This window comes from Pseudoalteromonas sp. c7(2019) (genome assembly GCF_011378625.1).
Classification (GTDB): Bacteria; Pseudomonadota; Gammaproteobacteria; order Enterobacterales; family Alteromonadaceae; genus Pseudoalteromonas; species Pseudoalteromonas arctica.
On the sequence record NZ_WTKS01000012.1, the window covers coordinates 101,430 to 116,970 of the forward strand.

The 15,541-nt window shown below is 38.2% G+C and carries 15 protein-coding genes; 9 read left to right on the plus strand and 6 right to left on the minus strand.

Going from position 1 to position 15,541, the window contains the following annotated elements:
• Positions 1-1,407 precede the first annotated feature (1,407 nt).
• Positions 1,408-2,874 (plus strand): DNA recombination protein RmuC, encoded by a 1,467-nt coding sequence (gene rmuC, locus GQR38_RS14195; RefSeq protein ID WP_165722003.1) that lies wholly within the window; start codon positions 1,408-1,410, stop codon positions 2,872-2,874.
• Between the two features lie 61 nt (positions 2,875-2,935).
• Positions 2,936-3,127 (plus strand): DUF3185 family protein, encoded by a 192-nt coding sequence (locus GQR38_RS14200; RefSeq protein WP_007583678.1) that lies wholly within the window; start codon positions 2,936-2,938, stop codon positions 3,125-3,127.
• Between the two features lie 412 nt (positions 3,128-3,539).
• Here the strand turns inward: GQR38_RS14200 and GQR38_RS14205 are convergent, their stop codons facing one another.
• Complete coding sequence (locus tag GQR38_RS14205; RefSeq protein ID WP_165722002.1) at positions 3,540-3,947, minus strand: MerR family transcriptional regulator; 408 nt, start codon at positions 3,945-3,947, stop codon at positions 3,540-3,542.
• Between the two features lie 100 nt (positions 3,948-4,047).
• Here GQR38_RS14205 and GQR38_RS14210 point away from each other — a divergent pair, with 100 nt between their 5' ends.
• A complete protein-coding gene (locus tag GQR38_RS14210) occupies positions 4,048-5,286 on the plus strand; it encodes an NADH:flavin oxidoreductase/NADH oxidase family protein (protein ID WP_165722001.1) in 1,239 nt (412 codons plus the stop codon).
• 350 nt (positions 5,287-5,636) lie between these two features.
• Complete coding sequence (locus GQR38_RS14215; RefSeq protein WP_010552904.1) at positions 5,637-6,803, plus strand: aldo/keto reductase; 1,167 nt, start codon at positions 5,637-5,639, stop codon at positions 6,801-6,803.
• A 460-nt stretch (positions 6,804-7,263) separates the two neighbouring features.
• Here the strand turns inward: GQR38_RS14215 and GQR38_RS14220 are convergent, their stop codons facing one another.
• A complete protein-coding gene (locus GQR38_RS14220; protein ID WP_165722000.1) occupies positions 7,264-7,692 on the minus strand; it encodes a PACE efflux transporter in 429 nt (142 codons plus the stop codon).
• Positions 7,693-7,782: 90 nt separating this feature from the next.
• Here GQR38_RS14220 and GQR38_RS14225 point away from each other — a divergent pair, with 90 nt between their 5' ends.
• Entirely contained in the window at positions 7,783-8,664 is an 882-nt protein-coding gene (locus tag GQR38_RS14225) for a LysR family transcriptional regulator (RefSeq protein ID WP_165721999.1), read from the plus strand.
• 37 nt (positions 8,665-8,701) lie between these two features.
• Here the strand turns inward: GQR38_RS14225 and GQR38_RS14230 are convergent, their stop codons facing one another.
• Positions 8,702-9,604, minus strand: a complete 903-nt coding sequence (locus GQR38_RS14230; protein ID WP_165721998.1) for a LysR family transcriptional regulator — start codon at positions 9,602-9,604, stop codon at positions 8,702-8,704.
• A 106-nt stretch (positions 9,605-9,710) separates the two neighbouring features.
• Between GQR38_RS14230 and GQR38_RS14235 the strand changes: the two genes are divergently transcribed.
• Positions 9,711-10,487 (plus strand): class III extradiol ring-cleavage dioxygenase, encoded by a 777-nt coding sequence (locus GQR38_RS14235; RefSeq protein ID WP_165721997.1) that lies wholly within the window; start codon positions 9,711-9,713, stop codon positions 10,485-10,487.
• A gap of 80 nt (positions 10,488-10,567) precedes the next feature.
• Positions 10,568-11,245, plus strand: a complete 678-nt coding sequence (locus GQR38_RS14240; RefSeq protein WP_024591580.1) for a haloacid dehalogenase type II — start codon at positions 10,568-10,570, stop codon at positions 11,243-11,245.
• A gap of 61 nt (positions 11,246-11,306) precedes the next feature.
• Here GQR38_RS14240 and GQR38_RS14245 read toward each other — a convergent pair whose 3' ends face one another.
• Positions 11,307-12,182, minus strand: coding sequence for a LysR family transcriptional regulator (locus tag GQR38_RS14245; protein WP_165721996.1), 876 nt, complete (start codon positions 12,180-12,182; stop codon positions 11,307-11,309).
• A 114-nt stretch (positions 12,183-12,296) separates the two neighbouring features.
• Here GQR38_RS14245 and GQR38_RS14250 point away from each other — a divergent pair, with 114 nt between their 5' ends.
• The gene (locus GQR38_RS14250) at positions 12,297-12,797 is read left to right on the plus strand and encodes a lactoylglutathione lyase family protein (RefSeq protein WP_002959229.1); all 501 of its coding nucleotides are present in this window, start codon (positions 12,297-12,299) and stop codon (positions 12,795-12,797) included.
• A gap of 226 nt (positions 12,798-13,023) precedes the next feature.
• On the opposite strand, the gene GQR38_RS14255 is transcribed toward GQR38_RS14250, so the two are convergent.
• The gene (locus GQR38_RS14255; protein WP_010552898.1) at positions 13,024-13,404 is read right to left on the minus strand and encodes a hypothetical protein; all 381 of its coding nucleotides are present in this window, start codon (positions 13,402-13,404) and stop codon (positions 13,024-13,026) included.
• 56 nt (positions 13,405-13,460) lie between these two features.
• On the minus strand, positions 13,461-14,261 hold the full coding sequence (locus GQR38_RS14260; RefSeq protein WP_010552897.1) for a nucleotide-binding protein: 801 nt from the start codon (positions 14,259-14,261) through the stop codon (positions 13,461-13,463).
• A 282-nt stretch (positions 14,262-14,543) separates the two neighbouring features.
• Here GQR38_RS14260 and GQR38_RS14265 point away from each other — a divergent pair, with 282 nt between their 5' ends.
• On the plus strand, positions 14,544-15,476 hold the full coding sequence (locus tag GQR38_RS14265; protein ID WP_165721995.1) for a ChaN family lipoprotein: 933 nt from the start codon (positions 14,544-14,546) through the stop codon (positions 15,474-15,476).
• The last annotated feature ends 65 nt before the right edge of the window (positions 15,477-15,541 follow it).

Sequence of the window (15,541 nt, forward strand, 5' to 3'; positions counted from 1 at the left end):
AGCGGACGTCTACTATTATGCTTGTTGGTTAATTGCAGTTAGCACAAGCATCATGTTGATTCCCCATTTAGTTACTAATTTTAGTAATGATTAAGCCAGCCCATTTTGAGTTGGCTTTTTTTATGCCTAAAATTTAGTGTGCTGCACTTATTTTAAAAGTTTTTACTTTTTTATGAACTTAATTAAAAAACGGACGTCTACTATTATGCTTGTTGATTAATTGCAGTTAATACAAGTTTTCATGTTGATTCCCCCCATTTAGTTACTAATTTTAGTAATGATTGAGCCAGCCCATTTTGAGTTGGCTTTTTTTATGTCCAAAATTTAGTGTGCAGTACTTATTTTAAAAGTTTTTATTTTTTTATGAACTTAATTAAAAAAGTGGCGTCTATTATTATGCTTGTTGATTAATTGCAGTTAATACAAGTTTTCATGTTGATTCCCCCCATTTAGTTACTAATTTTAGTAATGATTGAGCCAGCCCATTTTGAGTTGGCTTTTTTTATGTCCAAAATTTAGTGTGCAGTACTTATTTTAAAAGTTTTTATTTTTTTATGAACTTAATTAAAAAAGTGGCGTCTATTATTATGCTTGTTGATTAATTGCAGTTAATACAAGTTTTCATGTTGATTCCCCCCATTTAGTTACTAATTTTAGTAATGATTGAGCCAGCCCATTTTGAGTTGGCTTTTTTTATGTCCAAAATTTAGTGTGCAGTACTTATTTTAAAAGTTTTTATTTTTTTATGAACTTAATTAAAAAAGTGGCGTCTATTATTATGCTTGTTGATTAATTGCAGTTAATACAAGTTTTCATGTTGATTCCCCCCATTTAGTTACTAATTTTAGTAATGATTGAGCCAGCCCATTTTGAGTTGGCTTTTTTTATGCCTAAATTTAGCATTCAATTTTTATTTTAAAAGTTTTGATCTTTTTATGAACTTAATTCAAAGAGCGGCGTCTACTATTATGCTTGTTGATTAATTGCAGTTAATACAGGTTTTATGTTGATTTCCCCCTATTTGATTACTAATTTTAGTAATGATTAAGCCAGTTCATTTTGAACTGGCTTTTTTTATGCCCATAATTTGATTTGTTTAAATCAACCCGAATAAAAATAAATGATCTTTCGTAAATTAATTTGAATTAATTATTTTGTTTTCCGGTCTACTCTAATGCCTGTTGTTATATAGCCTCACCCAGTAATATTAGTTATTTTGGTGATTATGTATTTAAGTTGCAGCTTACTCGGGCACATGTTGATTTTCCCTTTGATTACTTAATTTAGTAATATTTGACCAGCTTATTTTGAGCTGGTTTTTTTATGTCTGTAATTTCTTTGCTCCCCTACTTCTATTGCGTGTTATTGGTTATGATGGCATGTCTCTAAATTTTATAAGTTTATTTTATGCTCACTCAAGTACTCACTAATATTGATTGGCTAAGCGCCGGTGCTGGTGTTGCGTTAGGCGTTGTATTTTACGGCGTTGTATCAACACAGCTTCGCAAAAAGCTACATCTACAAATAAGCGAACAGCAGCAACAGCTTTCCCTATTACAAAATCAATTTGATAATAAAGAGCTGCAATATAGTGCCTTGCAAGAAGATCACGAACTGCTAGAACATACTCACCAAGAACAGCGCGATGAAGCCCAGTATTTTAAAACGCGTTTTAGCGAACAAGAAAAACAAAGCATTCAATACAATCACTTTTGGCGTAAAGCCGAAGGCGAGCTTGCAGCGCTTCGTGAGCAATATAATCAACGCGATGTTGAATATAATAATATGCGCACCACCCTCGAGCAAAAACAACAAAGCTTTACCGAGCAACTCGCGCAAATTGAGCAAAGTAAAAATATGCTCAAAAAAGAATTTGAAAACCTAGCCAATAAGATTCTAGAAGAAAAATCACAAAGCTTTAAAACCTTAAATCAAGAAAGCATTGAACAATTATTAAAACCGGTTCAAGGCGAGCTAAAAGGCTTTAGAGAAAAAATGGAATCAATACATGTTGAAGACATAAAACAACGAACCGCGCTTAAAACCGAGCTATTGCATTTGCAAGCTAAAAGCCAAGCTATAACAGATCAAGCCGACAAGCTCAGCAACGCGTTACAAGGGCAAAAGAAAACCCAAGGTAATTGGGGCGAACTCATGCTCGAAAACGTCTTAGATAGCGCTGGCTTACGTGCTGGCGTTGATTATAAGCGCGAAGTGTCGTTTAACACTGAAGATGGCCGCTTACGCCCTGATGTAGTTGTTTACTTACCACAAGGCCGCCACTTAGTCATTGATGCTAAAACATCATTAAATGCTTATACACGCTATGTGAACGCTGAAAATGAGCTAGATGCTAATCAAGCAATTAAAGAGCATGTAAACGCCGTTACAGCACGTATTAATGAGCTTGCGAGTAAATCGTACGACCGTTTACCAGGGCTTAATTCGCCTGAAGTTGTGGTTATGTTTGTACCAATAGAATCAGCTTTTGTAGAAGCACTTAAATATCAAAGTGATATTTACCAACAAGCAATCGAAAAAAATATACTGGTAGCTACACCTACTACCCTGCTTACTAGTTTAAATATTGTTAAACAGCTTTGGCGTTTTGAAGAGCAAACCAAATACTCAAAAGAGCTGGCAAATCGGGCTGAGCGTTTTTATAACAAGCTCAATGGTTTTTTATTAAGTATGGAAGGCGTAGGTAAGCAGCTTGATAAAGCGAAAGAAAGTTACGACAAAGCGTTCTCGCAATTATACCGTGGTAAAGGTAATTTAATTAAACAAGCATCAGAGTTTAAAGAGCTTGGTGTATCGGTACAAAAAGAGTTACCTAGTGAGAGCGTTGAACGTGCGCAGCTAGAGCTTGATTAGATTTATTAAGTGTTTTCAATTAAGTATGTTAAATAATGTACGTTAGAAACCAGAGGTGTTTATGAATAATAAGATTATAGGTATTGTTTTAATCGTTATAGGTATCGCTTTAATTATGTGGGGATATGACGTGTATGATGCGGCGGCTTCGCAGCTAAGCCGTGCATTTAGTGGTGATACACCAATAGAAGCATGGGCGGGTATTATTGGCGGTGCCATCTGTGTGTTAATTGGCATTAAAAAGCTTAAGTAACATAAATAAAATACAGCTTACTGGGGCTTGTTGACCTTTCAGGATAAAATTTGTTCAATCTAGGGGCTATTTAATCGCGGCGCGAGGTTTGTAATTTAGTGGGCTCGATAACTGCTCCTGCGTTATTCTAATGGCTTACATCCATGTAATAATAAGTAAAAACCGAGCAAAGCTTCCGCGTCCTGCTCTCGCCCCTTACCTACATCCATGTAGGCAACAAAGAGTAAATTGCCCCTAGGCAGAACCCTTAGGGGGTATTACCAGGGCAGCGCATGTTTGGCATTTATACTACGTTATCGTCTGTTTATGGGGAATAACCACACTACATAGACTCTGCCTTGCCTAAATACCAAACATACTGCTGCAAATTTAACCTCAAAAGATAAACAGGCCCTGAATAAGCTGTATTAGTTTATTTGTAATCAATTACTTCTAGTAATTCATTTAATTTACTTTCTGGTAGGCATTCGCCTTTATCCCAATAAGAGTTTAGTAACGCAGTTAAACTGCCAATACGCTGTGACTTTTTCTGCATTTGCTCAATCAAAATGTCAGCTTCTTTTTGTTTTTTTTCTAAACGCTCGATTATTATTGTGTGGTTTAGCTCGCCGTTTTCGTTACGTAATAAAGGTATTTCGTTGAGTGAAAAACCCAAGCTTTGTGAAAATTTAATTAATTGCAGTTTTTCCAAGTTTTGTTGGGTGTACAGCCTATAACCATTAGCACTGCGAGTGGTTGGTGTTAATAACCCTTTGCTTTCGTAAAAACGAATAGTGCTGGCAGGTATGTTGGTAAGTTTTGCAAGTTCGCCTATTTTCATAACTAATAATAACTCCACTTTACATAAACTTAGTAGGTTGACCTTCAAGCTAACTTTAAGGTTATAGTTGTTTTAATGTCAATTTAATTAGCCAATAATTATGCGCAACCCTGTGTTTACCTCCTTTACCTTGCCAAGTGGTTTAGTATTAAAAAATCGTATTGCCAAAGCCGCTATGGAAGAAAACCTAGCACAAGAGGACCAAACGCCCTCCCAAGCACTTAAAAACGTTTATAGCGCATGGGCTAAAGGCGGTACAGGGCTAATTATTACTGGCAATGTAATGGTTGATCATTTAGCGATGACAGGCCCTGGTGGCCTTGTGCTTGAGCAAAGTACCGATATTACTGCCTTTGCAGAGCTTGCTCGTTTATCAAAGCAAAATAATTGCAAAGTGGTGATGCAAATTAATCACCCTGGTAGGCAAGTATTTAAAAAAATGGGTGGAAAGGCTCTATCAGCGTCAAGTGTTGCACTTAATATGGGTAAGCACTCGCACTTATTTGGCGTACCAAAGGCAATGACGCAAACCGACATTGACGATGTTATTACCCGCTTTACACAAACTGCACTACAAGCCGAAAAAGCCGGTTTTAATGGCGTACAAATACATGCAGCGCATGGCTATTTACTTGCCCAGTTTTTATCGCCACTTACCAATAAGCGCAACGATAAATGGGGGGGAAGTTTACAAAATAGAGCCCGTTTACTTCTCGAAATAACCCGCAGTATTAAAGCGGTTTGTTCCCCCACCCTTTCGGTTTCGGTAAAGTTAAACTCTGCTGATTTTCAGCGAGGTGGGTTTGAACCCAGTGACGCGCAAGTTGTAGTGGATTTATTGAATGAACTCAATGTTGATTTTGTGGAGTTATCGGGTGGTAGCTACGAAGCACCTGCAATGCAAGGTAAAACAGGTGACGAACGCACACTTGCCCGCGAAGCATACTTTTTAGAGTTTGCAAAAGCGATTAGCCACCGCTCATCAATCCCAATAATGACCACCGGCGGCATTAGTCGCTTATCTATAGCCAACAACGTGATTGAAAGTGGAGTGGCCCTCGTGGGTATTGCCACTGCGCTTGCATACCAACCAAATTTAGTAAACAAATGGCAAAACGAGCCACTGCAACTAGCCGTATTACCCAGTGTTACTTGGCAAGATAAAACCTTAGCAGGGCTTGCCACTATGGCACTGGTAAAAAGGCAAATACGCCGTGTAGGCCAAGGCAAACCTGTAAAAACAAATGCTTCACCAATATTTACTTTAATCAGCGACCAACTACGTTCGGTTAAATTAACTAAGCGTTACCGCAATCGCTTTGCTAGTGAGATTAACTAAGCTTTAGTATTCATATTTTTTATTTATTAGGTTTTGTTTACTAATTTGTACACATGAATAAATGTAACCATTTTTATGTTGTATAAATGAGTATTAAGGCGTGCACCAATTTGGAAGTTTGCTTTTTTATCAAGCTATTAAAGTGCACTATTTTGTGCACTTTAAAGTACTGTACGAGTAAAGAAAATAATCATTCCTAAATGTTAATTAAAGTACGTGTTCAGCGCTCGTTAATTTAATCATCTTATTGATAATGTTGATGTTTATTGCTTTTTGTTCGCTTGAATTTGGTTGGTATTTATACTAGGTTATAGCGTAGATATTTAACCTTACTCAAGGAGAATAGTTACATGGTATCTCGCAGAAATTTTATTAAAGCAGGCGCTGCTTTAAGTTTAGGCTCTATTTTTAGTGCTTCAGCTTTGGCTGAACAACTAAAGGTAAAAATGTCTAACGGCAGTGTTATGCAAACTAAAGGAGCAATAGATAAAAGCGCTGCTCTGCCCACAAACGATGTTACTAACGCTAAGCATTACCGGCCTGAATCAAGAATGGGCTTAGGCGGTCTTGCCGCTGGGAATGGCTTTAATACTATATCAAGCGATGCAGAAATTTTAACAATGCTAAATGCAGCATGGGATTCTGGTATTCGTCATTTTGATACGTCACCTTTTTACGGCTTGAGTTTAAGTGAAAGGCGCTTCGGTGATTTACTTCGAAACAAAAAGCGTGAAGATTATGTTTTATCCTCAAAAGTAGGTCGCCTTCTTACCCCTTCAGCAGAGCCTCTAGAAAATAGTTGGCATTGGGCTGATCACTCACCTTTTCATTATAAATATGATTACTCTGCATCAGGTACGCGCCGTTCAATAGAAGACACGTTGCATCGTATTGGAGTAGCTTCACTCGATATTGTTTATATTCACGATTTATCACCGCAAAATAGTGATATGGGAGATGATTGGCTTAAGTATTTTGATCAGGCAGCAAAAGGGGCTATTCCTGAGTTAACTAAAATGCGTGATGAAGGAATAATTAAAGGCTGGGGTTTTGGAGTAAATACACCTCATGCTATTTATAAAGCGCTTGATATGTCAGACCCTGATATTTGCTTACTAGCGCTGCAATATTCAATTTTAGATCATAAGCAGGCACTTGATAAAACCTTTCCTATGCTTGATAAACGAGGTGTTTCAGCAGTCATTGGTGCTCCGCTTAATGGTGGTTTTTTAGCCGGTCGTAATCGCTTTAATTATTCACCTAAAATTCCTGGGCCTATGCAGCAAAAGTTTAATGCAATAAGCGACATTGCATCTAAACATGGGATTGATATTAAAACAGCTGCACTGCAATTCGCAGAGGCGCCTTCAACGGTATCCTCAATTATTCCTGGCGCACGCACGGCAGATCAAATTAAAGCTAATGTAGCCTCAATGAAAGTTACCATACCAAGCGAATTTTGGAGTGAATTGAAATCTAAACAGCTTATTGCAGAAAACGCCCCCATACCTGCATAACAAAATAGGTGTGCCATTTGCTTGGCACACCTAGCTATAGTCAGTGTGGTTATTTTTTAAGCAACGCTTAGTAGTAAGTATATTGTTTGTTGGGCATTTATATAAGCGCAGCTTGCTGGCGTTTGAAAACGAAGTTTTTAAACTTAGTTATTAGGTAGTCAAAAGCATTATTACGTGCCTATTACATATTAAGTGTATCGGTATCATGCTGCACTTCATCCTAGTGGTGAGAGCGTGTGGAACATATTGAAAGAGCTAAATATATAAAGCAAAAAGTTACTGTAAACCCCCATTACAGTTAGCCGGTAAATTGTACAAATAGTAAATTAGCACTACTTAGTCAATTGAGCAGTGCTAATTGGTTTAATTAAAAACCACATTTACCGTTATTTATTGCCATTGCGCTTTTGCCAAAACGATCTCAATACCCCACAACTTTGCTTTTATAAACTTAAAAATATCAAGCACATTGCGATTTATTAACCCATTTTTTGTAAGGTTGGTACTTATCGTACAACACATTAAAAATATACGTGTATATAAGTATAAAAACTAAAAAGCCAGCTTCTAATGCTGTAGCGGCTAGCCATGTAATATTTAAATACCAAGCAAGTATTGGCAGCGTTATTACTAACATACCCAGCTCAAAGCCACATGCATGCGTAATGCGAGTTACTAAACCTCGCTCGATTCGGTTATGCCCAACTATTTTATCAAACACTATGTTATAAATGTAATTCCAAAGCATGGCGAAGATTGATAAACCAATACCTACTATTGCCATTTTTCCTGTTGCAAACCCACCAAAATAAACTGATGCAGGTACAATAAAAGATAATGCTATCATCTCAAATATTAGCGCCTGAAAAATACGTTCTGCTGTGTTCATATATAAATAACTTCTTAAGTTGATGACGATGGCTGTATTTTCATTCATTATAAAGATATGTGTTAGTTACTTAGTATCGGGAAAAGCGATATGTTTAGTATTGAACAGCTTCAAGCATTTGTGGCTACCGTTGAAGCTGGATCGTTTTCAGCTGCTGCGCGCGGTTTAAGTAAAGCGCAGTCGGTAATAAGCCAGCATATTATTAATTTAGAAATAGACTGTAATGCGACATTATTTGAGCGCACAGGGCGCTATCCACAATTAACCGAAGCCGGTAAACAGTTACTCCCCCAGGCTAAAGCCGTGCTTAATCAATACCAGCGATTAACAAACTCTGCATTAGCACTAAATGAAAAAACACCAACCGAAATCACTATCGCACTTGACGAAGGGATCCCGTTTAAAACTATCGCGAGTATTATTAGCAAGCTGCAAAGTAAGTATCCTTACGTATCGCTTGAGTTTTTAAGTGCATCCAGCCATGACATAATTGACATGCTAAACAGCGAAAAGCCTATAACGGGTATTATTTTTAGTGAATTAAATATACCGAGCTACTTAGACTATGAATGTATTGGATCAGTAAAATTTGATTTATATGTTGCTAAATCGCACCCTTTAGCGGGGATCAGATGTGAAAATATGGATGGCCTTCGGCTACATCGACAACTTCTTCTTCGTTCTCGCAATACGCAAACAAGTAGCTTTCAGCTAAAAATTAGCCCAGAGATTTGGTATGCCGATAATTACTTTGTATTACTCGAGCTAGCAATACAAGGTAACGGGTGGTGCTTATTACCAAACCATGTAGCTGTAGATGCAGTACAAAGTGGGGAGCTGGTTAAACTTCCTCTTGAGTTTGAAGAAATGGGTTGGTTGGCTAATGTTGATGTATTACAGCATCAGCAACACAGTAATCAAGAGGTGTTTAAAGTACTAAGAAATTTACTACGGAATTTTTTAAAAATTTAGCTTTTTATATAATGCCTGTTAGGCGGTTTACTTTTTATTACGCTAAATCCCAGTAAGGTGTATCGCCATAATAGCCACTTGCAAAATCAACAAACGCACGTACTTTACTGGGTAAAAACTGTCTGTTTGCATACACCATGTAAAGCCCCATTGGCTCGGGTTCATAGTCTTTTAAAATGCGCACTACTTTACCTTGAGCCAGTGCTTCCCCTGCTATAAATGTTGGCTGCATAGCAATACCACCACCCGCAATGGCTGTATTTAGTAGCAAATCACCATTGTTAGCCACAAAGTTACTTTCAAGCTTTAGTTCGCTTTTTAACTCATTAACTCCAAATAGTCGTTTTGTGGGCTCACTGTGGGAATAGCGTAAATAATTATGTGACTGTAAATCTAAAAGCGTTTGTGGCGTGCCATGGCGTTCTAAATAGTCGGGTGATGCAAACACCGCTAGGTGTATAGGTGCAATTTTTTTAGCTATCAATGTTGAGTTTTTTAATACACCAATGCGCAGAGCAATATCAATACCCTGCTCTACTATATCTACATATTGGTCTGTGAGCCGTAAATCTAACTTTAAATTTGGATACTGCTTTTGAAAATCAACCAACAAACCTGCTAAATGCTTAGTACCAAACGACATAGGCGCACTAATACTAAGCACACCCGATACATTTTCGCTTAAGTTGTTTAGTGAGTTTTCCATGTCTTCAATATCAATAACCACCTGCTGACAACGCTGATAATATTGATTTCCAGCCTCTGTAACACTTACTTTTCGCGTTGTACGATGTAATAAACGCGTGCGTAGATTATCTTCCAATGCAGAAATATATTTGCTGACTAACTGCGGCGAAATATCGAGTTTATCGGCCGCTTTTGAAAACGAGCCTTCTTGCACAACGGCTAAAAAGGTCTTCATGGTGGTGAGCTTATCCATTTTTTAACAATGCTTTGTTGATAATGTATAAATAAGTATCATATTTATCGTCAAATTAGAAACTTATATAGTGTTTATAACACGTTTATTTGTTTAAGGTTTTAGTATGACTCAGCCTGCTTTATTTATATCTCACGGCTCGCCAATGATGGCTGTTCAGCAATCGGCTACGTCAGATTTTTTTGCATCATTAGGTCAAACGCTTAGTAAGCCTCGTGCTATTGTGGTGTTTTCTGCCCACTTTGATGAAGAGCACGATATAGTTATTACATCAGGAGATGCGCCGCATACTATTCACGACTTTTATAACTTCCCCAAGCCCCTGTATGAAATTCAATACCCCGCACCAGGAGACCCTAAGCTTGCTAATACTATTAGTGAGTACTTTTACAAAGCGGGGATTAAAACGGTGAAAAATGCAGATCAAGGGTGGGATCATGGTGTGTGGATCCCGCTGCGCTTAATGTACCCAACAGCTAATATTCCCATTGTTCAGGTGTCTATTAACACGCGTTTAGGCGCTCAGGCGATGTATAAATACGGGCAGTTACTTGCACCACTGCGCAGCGATAACGTATTAATTATTGGCTCCGGCGGTATTAGTCACAATCTACGTGAAATATTTAAAAGCCCTGCTACACCTAATCGTGTTCAAATGGTTAATGAGTTTACTCATTGGGTTGAGCAAAAATTAATAGCGCAAAACACCCAAGCGTTACTTAACTATTTAAATGAAGCACCCCATGCTTTATTTAATCACCCTACCCAGGAGCACTTTTTACCTCTTTTTGCAGCGCTTGGAAGTAGTGACGGTAAAGCAAAAAAAATACATGAAGATATAGAAATGGATATTTTAGCACTCGATGCTTATAAGTTTTATTAATTTGAGCGTTCGTTCAAATTAAGTTAAGCTGTAAGCAAGTACTCTAAAACCAACTTAATTTATTTTATTGCGGAGCAAACATGGCAACTACACTTGCATTTGACGTATACGGTACGCTAATAAACACTCACGGCGTACTGTCCTTACTCGACGACATGATTGGCGATAACGCCCAAGCATTTTCAAATACATGGCGCGAAAAGCAATTAGAGTATTCATTTAGACGTGGATTAATGCAAAATTATATTCCCTTTTCGCTATGTACAAAACACGCTCTCGATTACGCCTGCTTAGCGCACAAAACCGAGCTAAGTGAAGATCAAAAAGGGCAACTGCTAGAGCTTTATAAAACGCTTCCTGCGTTCGACGATGTAAAAGCAGGCCTTGAGCAATTAAAAGCGAAGGATTACCGTTTGTTTGCATTTTCAAACGGCGCTGCCGACGCAGTTCATACCTTATTAGAAACCGCTGGCATTAGTGAGCTTTTTGAAGGGGTAGTAAGTGCCGACGACGTTAAAACCTTTAAACCAAACCCTGGGGTTTATAGCCACTTTTTACGCGAAACCAATTCAACAGGCGCAAACACGTGGCTTGTATCAAGCAACCCGTTTGATGTAACCGGTGCCATATCGCACGGCATGCGCGCGGCGTGGATTCAACGATCTAAAGACTCAATCTTCGATCCGTGGGAAATACAGCCAAATACTATTGCAACCGATTTACTCGATTTAAAAGCAAAATTAGAAAGCGTTAACTAATTTTCTGTACCCCCTTTTGCTTATGGTATTAAGTGCCGTGGGTGTAAAGGGGGTTTACGTTTTAACTATTTACTCCCGCCTTTATTAGCTCAATTACTGTATTCATACGTTTTGCCAACGGCCTATTTCGATGATGGCACACATAAATAGATTCACTAACCGGACATTCTAAATGATGCGTTTTAATAAGCGCGGGCTTATTGAATGCGCCAACAGCATGAGCAGGTAATACCGTAAAACCCAGTCCTAAGCTTACAGGTTCTAGTATTAAACTAATTTGGTTAGAAAATCCCGTACGTCTTATTTGGTCAATATGCTCAAACTCACTGTAGTTTTCGCTTAGTAGTAGCTGCGCATGATGGCTTGCATCGGGATGAGCAATAAACCCTAGCTCACACAGGGTTTGCCAATTAGGCATGTTTATACCTGCAGGCGTTACAAGTAGTAGTGGCTCTTGGCTTATTTTATGGCTGGTTAGTTCGCTAAATGTTGGAGCTTGAGTTAAAAACCCGATGTCGGCACTATGGTTTGCTACAGCTTGTTCAACACTTACATTGGGCGCAAAGCGGTAATCAATAATCAGCTCTTTATGCTCAGATTGCAGTGCTAATAATTGATTATAAAACTTTAAACCACAACTGCCCGGAGATTGAATCTTTACCGCTCCGCTGTACGGTGAATCATCTTTTAATTGCTGCTCTAAAAACTGCCAGTCTTTGATAAGTTGGCTACCCTGCTGATATAAGTTTTGACCCTGAGGGGTGAGCGAAAACTGCTTACCATGGCGCTCAAGCAAAGCGCAGTTAACTTGTTGCTCTAGCTTTTTAATGTGCTGGCTTACACCAGATTGGGTCATATAAAGGCGCTCAGCTGTTTGGGTAAAATGATTTACCTCAACCAAAGTACAAAACGTATTTAACCATGTTGGATTTATCATTACAAAACGTACTCAAAATGATGATTAATGATAATTTTACTTAATGTTGGTCGATTCGTAAACTAACTCCATCAACTAGTCACAAGATAAGTCACAAGTTAAAGAGGAAGCATTATGAGTCATACATATCCACGTAGTTTTTCGCACATTGGTATTTCGGTTCCCGACGTTGAAAAAGCAGTCGAGTTTTACACTAAGGTTATGGGTTGGTACACCATAATGGAACCGACTTTAATTACCGAAGACAAAAGCCCAATCGGCGAAATGTGCACAGAAGTATTTGGCGAAAAGTGGGAAAAATTCAAAATAGCGCACCTATCTACAGGGGATCGTATTGGTGTCGAAATTTTCGAATTTAAAAACCAAGAAAACCCAAAAGACAATTTTGAATATTGGAAAACAGGCATCTTCCATTTTTGTGTTCAAGACCCTGATGTAGAAGGTTTAGCTGAGCGTATTGTAGAAGCTGGCGGTAAAAAACGTATGGAAGCCCCTCGTTATTACTACCCGGGTGAAAAGCCGTATCGCATGATCTACATGGAAGACCCGTTTGGTAACATCCTTGAGATTTACAGCCACAGCTACGAGCTTATTTACAGCGCAGGCGCTTACTAAATAGCACTTAGCTAAAAACAAAGACCGCAGTATTTATTACTGCGGCCTTTTTGTTTCAGTTATAGAGTTTTTAAATACACTTCACCGTCTTCTTATTCTCTATAACTTGTTTTTGCTTAGCTTGTGCAGCATGTTTTGCCCTGAGTTGAAAATATTATCAACCTCGAGAAAAACACTACCAATCGAACTGTGTCCTAGTGAATTTATGAACGACATAATGTATTTGTCAGGAACTTTTGCTCTTATCCACAAACAGGCTACATGTAAGTACCGCTGAGATTAAAAAACAAAACATTACGCTTAATGTAAATAATATAAAGTTTTCATTTTTTGATATAGCTGCTCCTTTAAGGAGTATTTCACCGCTATTAAGTGCATCTACTCCTACATAGATCATCAACGGAATTACAAAAAATGCATTGCTGAGCTTAATAAGTAAGTCCTTTGATGAAAGACTTACTAATTGAGAAGCATTATGCTCTTCCTCGTCTCTATTTAATAGTTCGGCTTTTAATAGCTCAAAGCGTTCAGGGTACAAAGCCCTATCAATAGACGTGATAGCTTCTTGCAATTCAGTAATAGAATATTCTGAATAATTTGGTTCCATCTATTAAACCTTCTCCAGTGCCTAGCGCCTGTGTAAGCGTTAGTCTTTGATACTTATTAGAAAAATGATTTTAAAGTGTAGCCACATTGAACTAACTCTTTTGCTACTTGGTTTTTCCATGCACCAGGATCATCAATAGTGACATATAAAACACCACTTATATCATTTGGAGTTTCAAGAGCCCCTTTAACTAAAGGGCAGACATTTTCTCGACCAAGCTTCGCAATAAGGTAACCATGTTCAAACACTACATTTTGTCGTGCTCTATTTTTTGGAGGGTTTGGCTCTGTTATAGCTCTCCCTAAATCACATGGAGTATATAAAACAAGAGCAAAATCAGCATCATTTGAATAATGTTCAATTTTTTCAATAATTGTCATTCCTGCGTTAGCTTGCTCATGCAGGATAATAGCTTCTAAACCAAGTTGCTCGACAAAGCGACTTACTTCTTGTTTTACTTCGTTGTTATGTCCATGAACAATAAACACTTTCCGTTTGTTACGAGGAACTTCTTTAGCTGGAGGCACTGGTGTATTTGTAGTAGTTGGCATTACTCCCTGAGTTGGTTCCCCGAACTCCAATTGATCTAATATTGGTGTGAACTCACCAGATAAATACGTACGTCTTTCGGCGTAACTACTAAATTTTGGCTGAATAAACCCCCAAAATGAATCTAAATTACGGTGCTGTCGTAACCACTGAGGAAGCATTGGTGCAAGATTAGAATTACTCAGCAATTCAGAGCGTAATGCTTCAAATTCACCTGAGTCAGATGCAAGTCCAGTTGCTCTTGCAGTGAGCAAATTCAAAAGGTAGCTAACCTTATCGAAATCCGTTTCTAAAAATTCAATACTCAATTAGATCTCCTATAATTCAATCTAGAACTTAAAAGCACAACAATTTTGCGTATATTCCTGCGGTTGTCACGCTCATGTTTCTACTTTATACAGTTTTAACAAATTACCTAAGGCATTGCTATCAAAAGCTATTTAATATTTACAAGCAAAGTTAAGGCATATAAATGCGCGTTTCGCTCATTTCCTTGATTATGTTAGTAAGCAGCAGTTTGGCTGGCTTAATAGGTATTACAAGTATATGATATTGATAATTATTTGCATTAAAGGGTTTTAAAGGTGTGTATGAATAAGTCTATGTTAACTCTGGCGTTAGTTACGGGTTTGAGTGGTTGTAGCACAACAGCCACGGTGCCTGATAAAAGCTCATCGCTTTATTACTCAGCACTTTATAATGCACAAGCAAAGCCTGTTAGCTCTGTATTATTAGAGCCCAAGCTATTAAATGCCGATGTGGTTTTAGTGGGTGAATGGCATACGCATCCGGGCGTGCATTTATTTCAGACTGAGTTATTTGAGCAATTAAGCAAAAGTAATAAACGCACTGCGCTGTCGCTTGAGCAATTTAGCCGCGCGGATCAGCATACTTTAAACCAGTACGTTAAGAGTGAAATTGGTGAGCAATACTTAATTGATAACACCCAAGCGTGGCCTAACTACAAAAGTGATTACCGTGCGCTGGTAGAGCTGGCAAAAACGAACAATAGCGATGTAATTGCTGCAAATGCCCCTAAAAATATTGTTACCTGTATTGGCAGGCAAGGCATAAGTTATGTAAATAAACTTGATGAAACACAGCAGAGCTTCATTGCAGCCACTATGGATACCTCAGCAAGTGATTATAAACAACGTTTTATGACCTCAATGCACCATGGCACGCCAAGTCAAAACGAAAATTACTATGCTGCGCAAGTTACCTGGGATGAAACCATGGGGGAGTCTATCGTTAACTATTTAAATAATCATAAAGATACGCAGGTAATGCATATAGCGGGCGATTTTCATGTGAAAAATGGCGAAGGAATAGCGCGTGTTATTAAGCGTTTAGCGCCAGAGCTTAAGGTTGTGTGGATATCGCCGGTTACAAGTGTGCAATCTAACCAAACAGGATATCAGTTGCAAGTTAACCCTTTGCCACCCCGTTATGTACAAAAAGAACATCAGCAAGCCGCTTTTAAAGCGTTAGCCAAACGAGGCGAGCAAACAGCTTGCTTATAAAATAACGACATAGTTAGTGAATCTCTTAACCAGGGCTCAGGTTAACTATGTCGTCATGTATTTAG